Annotated in this window: 12 protein-coding genes; all 12 read right to left on the reverse strand. The window is 51.8% G+C overall.

Annotated elements, in window-relative coordinates; translation table 11 throughout:
- Positions 1 to 5: 5 nt before the first annotated feature.
- Entirely contained in the window at positions 6 to 650 is a 645-nt protein-coding gene (locus GX659_06245; protein NLD28387.1) for a hydrogenase, read from the reverse strand.
- A 4-nt stretch (positions 651 to 654) separates the two neighbouring features.
- Positions 655 to 1563 carry a hydrogenase gene (locus GX659_06250; GenBank protein ID NLD28388.1) on the reverse strand — a complete coding sequence of 303 codons (909 nt, stop codon included), beginning with the start codon at positions 1561 to 1563 and terminating at the stop codon, positions 655 to 657.
- Positions 1564 to 1568: 5 nt separating this feature from the next.
- Positions 1569 to 3581, reverse strand: coding sequence for a hydrogenase (locus tag GX659_06255; protein NLD28389.1), 2013 nt, complete (start codon positions 3579 to 3581; stop codon positions 1569 to 1571).
- Positions 3578 to 4279 (reverse strand): PTS transporter subunit EIIA, encoded by a 702-nt coding sequence (locus GX659_06260; GenBank protein NLD28390.1) that lies wholly within the window; start codon positions 4277 to 4279, stop codon positions 3578 to 3580. The genes GX659_06255 and GX659_06260 overlap by 4 nt, the downstream gene beginning before the upstream one ends.
- 235 nt (positions 4280 to 4514) lie before the next feature.
- Positions 4515 to 6056 (reverse strand): glutamine-hydrolyzing GMP synthase, encoded by a 1542-nt coding sequence (gene guaA / locus GX659_06265; GenBank protein ID NLD28391.1) that lies wholly within the window; start codon positions 6054 to 6056, stop codon positions 4515 to 4517.
- Positions 6057 to 6063: 7 nt separating this feature from the next.
- Positions 6064 to 7530 (reverse strand): IMP dehydrogenase, encoded by a 1467-nt coding sequence (gene guaB / locus GX659_06270; GenBank protein NLD28392.1) that lies wholly within the window; start codon positions 7528 to 7530, stop codon positions 6064 to 6066.
- Positions 7531 to 7587: 57 nt separating this feature from the next.
- Entirely contained in the window at positions 7588 to 9555 is a 1968-nt protein-coding gene (locus GX659_06275; protein NLD28393.1) for an OmpA family protein, read from the reverse strand.
- A gap of 118 nt (positions 9556 to 9673) precedes the next feature.
- Positions 9674 to 10897: a PQQ-binding-like beta-propeller repeat protein gene (locus GX659_06280; GenBank protein ID NLD28394.1), complete on the reverse strand. Its 1224-nt coding sequence runs from the start codon at positions 10895 to 10897 to the stop codon at positions 9674 to 9676.
- Positions 10894 to 11562: a tetratricopeptide repeat protein gene (locus GX659_06285; GenBank protein NLD28395.1), complete on the reverse strand. Its 669-nt coding sequence runs from the start codon at positions 11560 to 11562 to the stop codon at positions 10894 to 10896. The genes GX659_06280 and GX659_06285 overlap by 4 nt, the downstream gene beginning before the upstream one ends.
- 73 nt (positions 11563 to 11635) lie before the next feature.
- Positions 11636 to 11986 (reverse strand): hypothetical protein, encoded by a 351-nt coding sequence (locus tag GX659_06290; GenBank protein ID NLD28396.1) that lies wholly within the window; start codon positions 11984 to 11986, stop codon positions 11636 to 11638.
- The gene (locus GX659_06295) at positions 11983 to 12798 is read right to left on the reverse strand and encodes a YihY/virulence factor BrkB family protein (protein ID NLD28397.1); all 816 of its coding nucleotides are present in this window, start codon (positions 12796 to 12798) and stop codon (positions 11983 to 11985) included. The genes GX659_06290 and GX659_06295 overlap by 4 nt, the downstream gene beginning before the upstream one ends.
- A 14-nt stretch (positions 12799 to 12812) precedes the next feature.
- Positions 12813 to 14114 (reverse strand): ribosome biogenesis GTPase Der, encoded by a 1302-nt coding sequence (gene der, locus GX659_06300; protein ID NLD28398.1) that lies wholly within the window; start codon positions 14112 to 14114, stop codon positions 12813 to 12815.
- Positions 14115 to 14812 lie beyond the last annotated feature (698 nt).

The raw sequence follows: 14812 nt of genomic DNA on the forward strand, positions 1-14812 counted from the left end.
ATTCATCAATCCTTGAGAGCCGACAGAAGAGAGGTGTCGGTTCCATCATACTCCCTGTGTATGTGATAGACGGCAAGCCCCATAACGCTTACCGCAAGCAGCGCATCAATGAGGATTCCAAGCTCGACGATCATCCCCGCTTCTATATCCAGCGCAAATCCGAAGGCGAAAATACCGTTCTCGAGAATTATATAACCCAGAATCTGGTTTATTGCTTTTCTTCTGGCTACTATGAAGAATAGTCCGATCAGCATGGTGGAAAGTGCAACTGCGAGGGCGAGAACCGAATGCATATGCCCCACGGCCGGAACCCTAGAGGCGAGCCAGAGGGATATTATGAATAGAGCAACACCGATGAGAACGGAAACCGTATACCCGACTATAGGCTCTATCTCCCTTCTAAGATTCGTGCTGGAGAGCACCCTGTTTAGCAAGAAGGGAAAGAGAAAACCCTTAAGCGCTATACTGACAAATGATATGAGATAGGCTCTGAAGAGCTCCCCCTCCGAATGGGCAAAAATAGGAATCAACCCCAAGAGAATTCCCTGCACGGCCACAACTCGTATCGACGAACGAATTCTGGATGTCACCAGCAGATAAAGATTTGCCAGAACCAAAAGTATGAGTATGGAATCTATCGCGCTCTTCACAAATTCACCCCAATAAAAAAGAAATGAGAAAAGCCAGCATTGCCACAGAAGCAGCTCCGCTCAAAAGCTGCGGCACGCGCATCATCTTCAACCTCGCCATCGTGGATTCAACAACGCCTACGGCTATCGCCGTGATGAATATAATAGATATACTCGATAGCAGGGAAAGTGCACAACTGGAGGAACTGGAAGGAAATATCACGCCGCCGAAGAGCGATGAGAAGATCCACAATTTCAAAGCCGCACCATAAGTTATAAAGGCGAGATCAGGTCCGCCCAAATCCAACACCATAACCTCATGGATCATGGTCAGCTCGAGATGGGTATTTGGATCGTCAATCGGTATCCTGGAATTTTCAGCCAGAAGCACTATGAACAGAACCACGGCCGCAAGGAATATCGCCATACCATGCCCTCCCCAGGAAGAGGCCAGTCCGGAATATATTCCGGAGAGGGAAAAAGAATCGGATACCCTCGCAAGAGTGAGCAGTGATATCATAAGCGTCGGCTCGGCCAGCGCTGAAAACATGACATCGCGTGAAGCCCCCATCCCTTCAAAACTTGAACCGGCATCGAGAGCGCTTAGCACTACGAAGAATCTGGCTACTCCGAGAAGATAAGCAAAGAGTATCAGATCGCCTGAAAAGGAGAGGAATGATGCGCCTCCTCCCAGAGGGAGCAGCGATAGAGAGATCATCACCGCAACGAGTGAAATCGCAGGCCCTATTTTGGAGATCCAGGTGGCGCTCCAGCTGATCACCGCACCTTTCCTGAGAAGTTTTATTATGTCATAGTAATTCTGGAGCAAGGGAGCCCCCTTGCGACCAGCAAACTTCGCCTTGGTTCTGTTGATGATGCCGGGCACAAGAGGTGCCAGGACAAGAGCTGCTGCAATATTTATCAAACCAATCATATTCATCATAGTCCACCAAGCTTCCATAGAAGCAAAGCGAGCAAAGTGAATGCTATATAAAGGATGTACAGATGCACGCTCCCATTTTGCAGCCACCTGAACGCGAATGCAGTTTTTTGGATAAACTTAAAGAGTGGAGCAAAGATCCCCTCTCTGAAGATGTCAGCAGGATGCGCCTCGTAGGATCCGCCATCCGGAAAAAAATCCTTCAGGACCGGAGGCGAAGTCCTGATTCTCACCAGCGATTTAAAAAGGCCGACGAGCGGAGCGGCGAATGACGATGCCGTGTACTGCATTTTAGGAGATGGTAGCTCATATCCGCAATCCCACGTCGGAGAAGTTGTCACCTCTCGCCTGCGGAGCAACCGCTTTCTCAAATACATCACCGCACCTGTAAGAAATATCAGCACAGTGGCAGCAGAAGCGACAACTATCATCGGCCATCGTGCAAATGAAAGAGCGCTGCCAGCAGATTCACCATCCAGGGATATGGAAGAAACAAGGACGGGAATCATCAAACCCAAAATTAGAGGACCGCAGAGTCCTATGAAAGCACAAGCGCCGGACAGGACGATCATAGGCAGACGCATGGCCATCGGGACTTCGGAGGACTTCGATGCCCCCTCTTCGCGTGGCTCACCTAAAAACACAACGCCAAAGGCCTTTGCAAAACACGCCGATGCCAGCCCTCCTATTAACGCCAAGCCTGCGATGGTTATTAAAGCCGGAACAAAACTCCAGATCCCTGCAAGGTTTGAGGCTGAAAGATGTGAAATGTACAATATCGCTGAAAGATAGATCAGCAACTCACTTACAAAACCATTGAGCGGAGGAAGCCCTGCAATAGCAACCGAGCCAACAAGGAAGGAAGCCCCGGTGACCGGCATGCGTTTCAGGAGACCGCCGAGACGATCTATCGAGGTCGTTCGGGTCGAGTACAAAACCGAGCCGGCGCCAAGAAAGAGCAAGCCCTTGAAAAGGGCGTGATTAAGAACGTGCAGAAGAGCTCCGGCAAAACCAAGCGCAGCGACGACATTCGCCCCACTGGCCACACCAACAGTACCGATTCCGATTCCAAGAAATATGATCCCGATATTTTCAACACTGTGATAAGCAAGAAGCGACTTCAGATCGTGCTGCGCAAGCGCGTACAAAACGCCAAGAACGCCGGAGGTCAAGCCGATGAAAATAAGCAGGTACCCCAACCAGATATGATCGAACCCAAAAAATATCATCATTCTAAGCAGGCCGTATATACCGGTCTTTATCATCACCCCCGACATTATCGCGGATATATGCGAGGGCGCGGCGGGATGGGCTTCCGGAAGCCATACGTGAAGCGGTATGACACCGGCCTTGCTGCCAAACCCCACCACCGCCAGAAGGAACATCCCAAAAAGTTCCGGGCTAGCGAGCGAGGACAACGTGCCCCATTCGGAAAAATTGAAGCTGCCAGCCCTGACTCCCGCGATCGCAAAAAACAGGAACAAAAATGCCGTCCCTATGTGCGTAGCCACGAGATAGGTCCATCCAGCTGACCTGACATTTTTCCTTTCACTGTTGAAACAGACCAGAAAAAATGAGGAAAGTGCCATTATTTCCCACGCAAAGAGAAATAAAATTGCGTTGCGCGCGATGATGACTGCGACCATGCTAACGATCAGAAGCGACAGATAAAACCATGAGGAGCCGGTCGATTTCCTACCCGCAAGCTCAGGCAGATATCTGGCCCCATAGAGGGCTGAAAGAGCCGACAGTATAAAAACGGGGATCAGAAATAAGGCCGAAAGAGAATCGATTCCGACATCGAAAGATCCGTAAGGGACGCTCCATTCGGCAGAAAAACTCAACGGGACTGAAGCAAAGAGCGCAGCAAAAACCTGAAAAAGACCCAAGATAGCGCCCAAAGAAATACCAAGCGAGGAAAAGAGAGCGGCTTTTCTGGAAGAATTACCCAGCAGAAGTGAAAGCACTCCCCCCAATAGGATGGCGACGATGGAAAATCCTGTCAGGATCATAGCGCCACCTCATCTTTCTTTATCTTGCAGGGGAAGGATTCTATTCTTTCCAGATCTCCGAACAAAAGCTCTGGAGAGGCGCGGTCGATGAGAAGCTTTCTGAATGAATCGTCATGAATAGCAAGGCTAATCATGGAAAGAAGATGCAGATGCTCCCTTATAGTGTTGCTGATTATAAGGAAAAAGATATCCACGGGCTTTTTGTCGGCAGCACCGAAGTCAATCGGATGTTCCATGAAACAAAGGGATACGCTGGAATCGGAGCGACCAAGCACTATGGGCTTTCTAGGGTGCGGAATAGCTATCCCATAGCCAACTCCGGTAGAACCCAACCCTTCCCTGGATAGAAGAAGCTGATACAGAAATTCTTCATCCACGTCATTTGGAATGCGCAAAGAGGAGACTATCGAACGAAGTGCAGACTCCCTATCGGTTCCCTTGAGGCCGTAGTGAATTCCACCGAGACGCAATGCCTTTGAAAATGACGAAAAATCGAAACCGATATCATCCGAAGATCTGAGAGCAGCCCTTGAAAGGCGGAGCCCTCTCACCGATGCCCAGTCAAGCACCTCGGATTTTATAAATCTGTTTTGCCCCTTCACACTATAGCAAGGCAGACCGTCACTCTTCACCCATCTGGAAACGGTGCCCTCGGAAACATCGAACATATCGGCAATATCACTAATTGTGAGTCTCATGGTTGCGCATAGCTACACTATCGCAGTGATAAAATCAACATGCTCGCCCAATAACTTCGACCATGGACAATTGACCATCGACAAAAACATCAAGAAGCTAGAATCTAGAAGTGAGAAGCGAGATTTCTACAAGCGAGGTTTTTCTAGCTTCTAGCCTCTCGCTTCTAGCTTCTAGCTTCTGTTTTTCCCCGGTCACGGTCGTTGCGGGGATGATAGCCTTCACAAACCACGGCAGTTATTCCCACTCTATGGTGGCGGGAGGTTTCGATGAGATATCGTACACGACGCGGTTGATCCCCTTCACCTCGTTGATGATTCGATTTGATATCGCACCGAGAACTTCGTACGGGATATGCGCCCAATCGGCGGTCATACCATCGATCGAGGTCACCGCTCGCACAGCAACCACGTTCTCGTAAGTTCGTTCGTCCCCCATGACGCCTACAGACTTCACCGGAAGAAGAACGCAAAAGCACTGCCAGATTTTATTATAGAGCCCCGCCGCCTTTATCTCCTGCATCAGGATATCGTCGGCATCGCGCAGAAGGTCGAGACGATCCCTGGTTATATTACCTACCACCCTGACCGCAAGCCCAGGGCCGGGAAAGGGCTGTCTGGCTACGATCTCCTCAGGCATACCGAGTTTTCTGCCAACCTCGCGAACCTCATCTTTGAAGAGCTCCCTGAAAGGCTCCACGAGGCTAAGCCCCATCTTTTCAGGCAATCCTCCGACGTTATGGTGACTTTTTATCATAGCCGACGGCCCCCTGAAGGAGACCGACTCGATGACATCCGGATAGAGCGTTCCCTGTGCAAGATATTTCACATCTCCAAGTCTTTTAGCCCTCTCCTCAAACACCTCTATGAATACTCGTCCTATTATCTTACGCTTTTTTTCCGGATCCTCGACGCCGGAAAGCTCGGAAAGAAATTTCTGTGAGGCATCGACGACTTCGAGATTGATGTGAAAATTATCGCGAAAAATTTTCTCGACCTTGGCGGCCTCGGATTTCCTCAAAAGGCCGTTATCGACGAATATGCAGGTGAGCTTCTCTCCTATTGCGCTGTGCAAAAGCATGGCGGCGACCGAGGAATCCACCCCTCCGGAGAGACCCAGTATCACCCTTTCCTCCCCAACCCTGTTCCTAATCTCATCTCTCTGAATCTCGATGAATGAATCCATCGTCCAGTCGGCCTTGCATTCGCATATCTTAAAAAGAAAATTGGAAATAAGAGCGCCTCCCTCCGGAGTATGCGTAACCTCAGGATGGAACTGGACGCCAATCACCGTGTTGGCAGCGTTGGAAATGATCGCACACGAGGAGTTGTCGCTACGCGCGATCACGCGAAATCCGTCGGGAATTCTTTCGACCTTGTCGCCGTGGCTCATCCATACCGGCATCGGCCATGACTTGATCCCCGAAAATACCGGATGCGATTCGTCGGCTGTGAGCATGGCGCGCCCGTATTCCCGTTTGCCGGCACGCACCACCTCTCCTCCGAGCAACTTCGATATCGACTGCATCCCGTAACAGATCCCCAGAACGGGAAGACCTAGAGAAAGCAGCTTCGGATTCAGGACCGGGGAGCCCTCTTCGGTGACAGATGCTGGAGAACCGGAAAGGATTACTCCTTTTGCTCCAAATTTTTCCACCTCCGAGAGGGGCCAATTGAACGGATGAATTTCGCAATAGACATTGGCCTCTCGAACGCGCCTGGCTATCAGCTGGGTATACTGCGAACCGAAATCCAAAATTAGAATTTTACTGTAGTCCATTGAAAGTTTATTCCATTGAGTAGTTGGGAGCTTCTTTGGTGATTATGACGTCGTGGACGTGCGATTCGCGAAGACCTGCGGGAGAAATCCTGACGAATCTGGCCTTCTCGACAAGCTGCTCGATCGTCGCACAGCCGGAGTATCCCATCCCCGAGCGAAGACCGCCCATCATCTGATAGAGTATTTCCCTGAGGCTCCCCCGGTAAGGAACCCTGCCCTCGATCCCTTCGGGGACCAGCTTTTTCTCTTCACGAACTTCGCCCTGAAAATATCTATCCTTGCTGCCGCGCTTCATCGCGCCTATGGAGCCCATACCGCGGTAGGCCTTATAGCTCCTTCCCTGATAGAGAACGACGTCGCCGGGGGCTTCATCCGTCCCGGCGAACATAGAGCCTATCATCACCACCTGCGCACCAGCGGCCAACGCCTTGACGATATCACCTGAATACTTGATTCCGCCATCGGCTATAACCGGGATTCTCTTTTTTCTAGCCACCTGGGCGACATCGTAGATAGCGCTTATCTGCGGCACTCCACACCCGGCGACGACTCTGGTTGTACAGATCGATCCCGGCCCCACGCCGACCTTAACTGCGTCGGCACCGGCATCTATAAGATCCTTGGCGGCATCACCGGTAGCGATGTTTCCCGCTATTATTCTCATCTCAGGATAGGTTTTTCTCAGTCGCCTCACCGTATCGACGACGCCAGAGGAATGCCCGTGCGCAGTATCGACCACGATAACGTCGGCTTCTGCTTCCACGAGAAGATGTGCCCTCTCCATCTCGGCATCACCAACGCCAACGGCTGCGCCCACGCGCAGCCTGCCAAGAGAATCCTTTGCCGCATTGGGAAATTTTTCCACCGTCTTGATATCGCGAACTGTAATAAGACCTTTTATGTTGAATTCGTCGTCAACCAGGGGAAGTTTTTCTATCCTGTTCTTATGAAGAATCTCCTGAGCCTCCGGCAGAGATATCCCCTCTCTCGCGGTGACCAGGCGCTCGCGCGGAGTCATGACATCCCTGACGAGCTTCGAAGGATCCCTTTCGAACTGGATATCCCTGTGCGTGATAATCCCTACAAGTCGGCCGCCATCTGCAACAGGAAATCCGGAGATGCCCGACTTTTCAATCATAGCGAAGAGGTCTGCAAGTAAGACATCCGGACGAACGGTTATCGGCTCGCTGACGATCCCGCTCTCGAACTTCTTCACCTTTCGGACCTCGGCGGCCTGAAGCTCGCCGGACCAATTCTTATGGATTATTCCAATTCCACCCTCTTCCGCTATGATGATAGCGGTCTCCGACTCGGTGACGGTGTCCATTGCAGCGGAGATGATGGGAATCTTTAGTTCGATATCGGCGGTGAGCCGCGTCGAGATATCTGCATCTTTTGGAAGGACGTTCGACGCCCTAGGGACAATCAGGACGTCGTCAAACGTGATACCATCTTTGATCTTATCGGCCAACATGGCGGGATCTATATAGATTCCATAATCAATGTCAAGCTGTTAGCTTGTTTTTGAAGATCAATCCAGCCATCTGGACGGAGGAGAGGCTGAACTGCCGCCGCCTGGCACCACAGGCTCGGTTTCCTTCTCGGCAGGAACTACGACAGCCGATGCAGGCATGCCGTTTTCGGGAGGTTTGTAGTTCATGTATCTGTTGGTAGAAACATGAAAGATAACCCTGCGGTTCTTGGCACGACCCTCCTCGGTCTCATTGGAGGCGGCCGGCTTCACATCACCATGCCCATAAGGCAATAGATCGACTCCGGGGCGAAGCCCATGACTCCTCATATAAGATATGACTACGTTGGCCCTCTTTTCGGAGACGATCTTGTTAGCCGCCGGAGTTCCCATGGAATCTGCATGCCCCTCGATGCTTATTCGGCTGATCCAGTTGGTAGCATTGATGGTAGCAATCACCTGATCCAGAGCTTGGGCAGCCTGAGAATCAAGAGTGGAACTGTTGAAGGCAAAATAAACCGGTTTCAGACTCTTCACCTCTCCGCCGCTGACCCCTGCTCTTTCAGCATCCAATTTAGCGTACTTGACCATCGTATCCCACTGGTCCTCGCCGTAATCCTGACGCAGCATATAGAACTTCGGACAGGATGGGTCGTCTATCCCGTAGCGAAAATCCGCCGGATTCGCAGGGCACTGACCGGATATATCTACCGCATCCTTGAGGGTATAGAATTTTGGACACGCGCTATCGTGAACGCCGTGCTTAAAATCAGCCGGGTCATCGGGACACTTGAGCCTCATTTCTGAGACGCTCAGGGAGTAGATGCTCCTAATCTCGTCCTGCGAATAGGTATCAGAAAGCACGAAGATTTTAGGACAAGAAGGATCGTGCTGGTTCGGGTTATAGAGATCGGGGCTTGCGGGACACCTTACGACGAGGTCTGCCAACTCCCTCAGCTCGTAATATTTCGGACACTGCTCGCTATGAACGCCGCTCTGAAACTGCGCTGGATTATCCGGACAGTTCATCTTGAGGGCATACAGTTCGTCAGCGGAAAGCTGTTTCTTGAAGAGCGCGTTGTATTTTATCCACTCATCACTATCGAGCTGGCGATATTTCTGTGTATTTAGCCGGTATTTCACGGAAAGGATTCCCCTGCCCCTAGCACCAGTCACACCGCAGACCAGACAAGTGCCGCCACCGGCCTGCAACGTAACACCAGTATCCTTGATATCCCACCTCGCACCCAGATAGGCTTCGGCAGGAGTGGTATCTCTGTCCTTGAAAAAATTATCTATCGAAGTCTGGGCATTGACCTCGCCGAATAGCCATACATCCGGAATCGGTATGAAGGAGGCCCCTCCGCCGACCAGAAATCTGTGCCGATAATCCACGTTGCGGAAATCGACCTTTTTACCCCCCTGATAGCCAAGGTTCATGGCAAGGGCGACCTTTGGATGGAGCCTCGCATCCAAGGCGACCTTTATCCCCCCGGTGAGACCGTCATCTCCGACATAGCGCTCCGATTTTCCAGTAGGAGCTGTTATGAACGGAATGAAGGCGAGGCCGATATATTTGTCATAGGGTGTGAGCACCCTGGCCTTGAATTCGGCACGAACGTCCCCGATGTTGAAATAGTTTTTCAGAGGATCGGCGGAGGGATCGTTCGGAGCCTTGAACTTGTTGATGACTACCAGCGGAAAATCGACGCCTATCTGCAGCCATTCAAGTATTCCAAAGGCAGCGACGAAATCCTCGACCAAAAGCTGATCTATTATTCCGCGAACTCGCTGCGTTCCTTGTCTGAGCTCCATCGGATGGTAAGCGTAAGAACTAACGACACCGACATCGAACTGCAGCTTATGAAGCGTCTCAGAACTGTGAAGCATGAAATATGGATTCCTGCCGATGGCGGGCTTGAAAAACTGGGCATTGAAATGCTCGGTGGAGGCATTGGAAACGGATGCCATGGATAGAAAAAGCGCAATGACGAGAGCAGAGCCAAAATAGCGCGAAAACCTTCCCATCTCCCCCCCCATTCCTGATAATGCCGCACTAAACCATCAAGATTATCGAGAAGTTAGCAGATAGATCAGGCAGTTGCAACGCGTTTTTCCGATATCCTCTAAAGCCCCTCGCCTGCCCTCAGCTCTTCTTCGATCGTTTGCGCGGCGAGTGTTCCTTGACTTCGAAGGTGAAGATGCGGCCGCTGTTGGAAAGTATATAGAGCATATCGTCCGCAACGACGAGGTCGCCGTAGCTCCCCCCCCTTATGTACCGCTGAAAAAGTATGTCACCGGTATCGCTGTCGATGAGATAGAGGCGCTGCTTGGTCGAAGCGACCGCGACATAATCCTTCCCGGCGGCGGGTGAAGAGAGCCCTGCTTCCTCAAGATCCTGCTGCCAGATAAAATTTCCCTCTATGGGATCGAGCGCGGCAACCCCTCCACCGCCCGAGACGTACATCCTCTCTCCGTACAGTATGGGATCACTCGAGCCTCCGGCGTTGGCATCCCAGTCTATTCGCCCGGTAACCGTATCGATACAGAAAAGGGAATTGTCGGCGGTCGTAACATAGACTTTGTCGCCGACGAAGAGCGGCCTGCTGTCCACGTCAAAAACCTGAGATCTTCTGTCGCCAAGCTGCCTTGTCCAGACGATCCTGCCATCGCTTTCCCTGTAAGCGATCAAAAGTCCGGAGGACGAACCGAGGTATATCAGGCCGTCCCTAAGAACGGGGGCTGCTGCCCTCCGAACGGAAAATCCGAAATCGTCATCGAAGGCTTCGGTATGCCAGAGCTCGACGCCGCTCCCCCTGTCCAGCGCGAAGAGCCTGCCGGACATCGTGGCGATATAAACGCGATCGCCGGTAACAAGAGGTTGGGCTAGAACGGAGGTGTCAACCTTGCTCTTCCACCTCTCCGCGCCGGTCTCGACATCGAGAGCATAAACGTTCGCCTTGCAGTCCCCGAAGAAAACATCTCCGCCGGAAACTGTCGCTTCAGCCTGTATCGCACCATCGGCTTTGTAGGACCAAATCTTGTTTTTGAGTTTGGTGTCTATCGAATAGAAATACCCAGCATCGACCCCTACGAATATCTTTCCGTCGCTGAGAAGCGGCGTGGAAAACTGGTACGGTCTGCTGTTCCAGAATGAGGATTTCTTGAGGCTCACCACCTTGCGTCTGGAAAGTTCGATCCTCCTGTCCGACTTGATGTACGAACTGAGTCTCCTGTATTGTTCCGGCCTTCTCAGAGATTCGTGGCTCAAAAAATGGCGCTTTGGCGGAGGCCGATACCTTGCCGACGCATCAGAACAGATACTGAAGATGACGACCACCGCAATGGCGGCAACAAAAAACCTCATCACTTGTTATCCCCTTTCAGCGCCAGCCATATCAAACGTTCCTCGCTCTTGGCCTTGGCTTCAGCATCGTACTCCTCCGCTTCATCGACCACCTGTCGGTAGAGCTTCAGGGCCTCATCGAGGTTGCCTGAATTTTCCAGGATGAGAGCGGCCCTATAACGGCTATCCGCGCTCATGATATTGGATGGATCGGCTGCAACTTTGAGATAAGTCTCGGCAGCTCCCGCCGGATCCCCCGAGGCCAGTTCGGCATCGGCAGCTCGATACATGGCGGCGACAAAGAGCATTGGGTTATTGCGCGACTTGCCCGCCAATTTGCGAAAGCCTTCGATCGCCTCCTCAAATCGCCCCCTTTCGATATAGATCTCACCGAGCTGCATGAGGGCCTGTTTTCCGGCGGCGGTACCGAGATATGAATCCACCACAGATTCAAGTGCTTCCATCTGATCTTCGGAATGGTGGGACATTTGCTGCGCGGCATAAAGTGCGTCCGCAGCCTTGTTCGAACGCCATTTCCAATATCCGCTGGCCCCTATTACTATTGAGAAGAGAAGCCCTGCTACAACGACTATCTCGAGGGCGCTCTTCCAGTGTTCCTTCAACCACAGGACGACGCGAACGGTCCAGTTGACGAAGTCATCATGCGGTTTCGATTTTTCACGCGGCAATCTCTTATAGGTACCTATGGCACACCTCCCCGGCGCTCTATGCGCCCCAACCGCGCCGCCCACAGCGGCAATTTTATGTTTCGGATATCAGCCCTTTTTCCCATCTGCGCCCAACCAAAATTACCGAAGCGACAGTCAGAATGAAGAGCCAGCCCACGCCTGTTATCATGGCGATCCTACCGGGATATCCTCCGTAGGGACTATCGAGGCTATCAAATAGCGCGCCCGCCAATAGAATCAAGAGGATAACTGGGGCGACGTATTTCAGCGAACGAACCCATATTCGCGGGCGACCGCCTGTCTTTCCACTGACATAATCCGAAATCCTCGGCGCAACGGAGAGCCGTCCAAACACCGAAAACTCAGCAAACCCCGCAAACAGCATGCCGATCCGGCATTCCCTGTTCCGCGCATACCAGTTCACGGAGCTATCCTCCTGCGGTGCAATACCCCTTTGAACTGAAGGGCTGCAACGAGCTCCGCGCTGAATAAAAACACGAGCGAGAGATAATAAATCCACATGATCATAAGCACCACCGCCGTAAGAGAGCCGTAGATGAGATTATATCTCTCTATCGCTGTCACCAGATACCAGCGGAATGCGAATCTGGCAGCGGCCAAGCCGAGGGAAAAAATCACTCCCCCAACAAAGGCGTAGCGCACATAGACCTTCTGGTTCGGCACGACGACGACCGTTATCACGTAGGCCAGAAAGGAAACCATTATGAAATAGCTCTTTCCGGTCATCAGCCATGACAAGGGCAGATGAAACCCCGCCTGCGCGAATATCCCCTCGAAGATCCTCGCCGCGGTTGGAAGAGAAAAAAGAAGTGTAATTCCGACTATGATGACCACCCCAAGCAATCTCGAGTGAAGGAAAATCCTGCGCTTCTCCGCGTTGAAAACTACGTTCAGCGCCCTCTCGATGGAGGCGAGCACCAGCGTCGATACGAAGACGAGAAAGATAGTGCCATACAAGCTGAACGAGGACCTCTGCTTGAGCAACAGTTGAAGGTTGTTCACAAACTGCTCCCGCCCAAACGGTATAGCGTTGGTTACAATTTCTACAACCCCGCGAAGGGCATCATCGGACCCTCCTATGAAATAACCGAGAAGCGATACAATTATCATGCCCATCGGTATCATCGCCAGCATCGAGCAGAAGGCGATATTTTCGGCCATCGCGTGACAGTCATTATTGAAAAAGGATTTCACAACTGAAACTATAAATTTCATCTGCCAGTCCCTTCTCACTTTTTCCTACACACTATCTTAACAGGAATTCCCTCAACGCCCAGCGCAGCCATGATCTTCTTTGTGAGGTATCTCCTGTAGGAATATGGAACAGCCGCGGGATAATTGGAAAATAGGGCAAAAGTCGGAGGATTCTTACCCGTCTGTGTGGCGTAGTATATTCTAACCTGTTTTCCACGAAAGACGGGGAGATGGTGGTTGTCCAGCGCCTCCTGGATGATATCGTTCAGCTTCGACGTGGAAATTTCCGTTGAAAGGGCCTCCTGGATCTCGTCGATTTTTCTGAATAGCTTGAGGCAATTCGTTCCGCTCATCGCAGAGATGGGGAGTATAGAAAGATCATGCATGTCCCCCAGTCCCTTCCTGAGCCTCTCCTCATAAAGCTTCCATTCAACCTCGGCCAGATCCCACTTATTGACCAGAAGCACACATCCCTTTCCCTCTTCGCGCACAAATCCGGTAAGGTTTATATCCTGTTTGGTCAGGCCGTCGGCCGCATCGATGAGCTGCAATACGATGTCGGCCCTGTTCACCGTACGAAGGCTGCGCATCGCGGTAAACTTTTCGAGGCGGTCGGAAACTCCCCAGCGCCTTTTTACGCCGGCCGTATCTATAAAGACGTATTTTTTTCCGTCGAACTCTATCTCGACATCTATCGCATCTCGAGTCGTTCCCGCCATTTCATGGGCCACTACGCGCTCTTCCCCCGCCAGCCTGTTGATCAGAGTTGATTTGCCTACGTTGGGCTTACCAACTACCGCGATGGTAAGGGCATCCCCCTTTTCGCGTTCCTGCCAGTTGTCGGGAGATAGTTTTTCAAAGACCCTGTCGAGAAGATCGTCCACGCCAATTCCATGCTCAGCGGAAATCGCGGCGATCTCATCGACGCCAAGTTCGTAGTAAGCCATTCCAAGGTCGCGATCCTCCGGTTCGTCCACCTTATTGACGGCAAAAAGCACGGGTTTTTCAGACTGCCTCAGTTTTTCCACCACGCTTCTATCCGCCGCCGTCGGATCGTTCCTCGCATCGAAAAGGCAGATTATCAGATCCGCTTCGCTTACGGCTATCAGACTCTGTTTTGTGATATGCCTGCCGAGATCGGCGTCGGGATCGAGATCGAGGCCGCCAGTATCGACGACGATGAACTTTTTCCCGCACCACTCCCCTTCCGCATAATGACGGTCGCGCGTGACCCCGGGGATATCGGCAACGATCGCCTTGCCGCGACCGACGAGGCGGTTGAAGAGGCGGGATTTCCCTACGTTGGGCCGCCCGACTATTGCGATAATTGGAAGCATTAAACTCTCCGGATGCACAACTCCCCCCGCAGCGGCGGGAGGTTCGCGGTGATTAGACGATTTTCTTAGACAATTCAAGGAGATATTGCGCAGATTCGAAGAGGGATAACCAGGCAAAGGTTGAGGTTCCGCCTACGCCATCGCACATAGTCCGTACAAATCAGAAGATCAGAAGCTCACCTTATTCAAAGTTTCCCTGATCATCTTCTCTTTGTCGGCGATGAGCTTCGCCATCCCTTCCTCACGTTCCGAAAGCAGTTTTTTCACACGACTGAAGGGCTGACACCCCTTGCCGCGGGCATCTATGCGAAAGAACTCTACCTGCGAATTTCTGTATCCGTAGGCTCCGCATGATTTCCCCTTCGCCTTGGAGTCGAGGACGGTCGCCCTCATCTCTTCGCATATTCTCCTGTTTATTTCCTCGAGATAACTCTCTGCGGAGAGGTCGAAGGATCGCAAGAGGTCGCATTCGGCCTTCTCACCTTTATAAAAATCCAGACCGATGTTGAACTTGCAGGAACCGCTTCTGGAGTATGATGCCGAATCCAAAACGGTTCCAAAAAAATCAGCATGTGGGACGAGCTGATCACATCCCTCCGTCGATGGAGTCACCCCGTCGCGCAACGGGTCTATGGTGGTGATCTCTACAAGACCATCATCACCCTCCTCCTCGCCATCAGTGGCAAGTTTACGCATGG

The organism is Myxococcales bacterium (assembly GCA_012513515.1).
Taxonomy (GTDB): Bacteria; UBA10199; UBA10199; order 2-02-FULL-44-16; family JAAZCA01; genus JAAZCA01.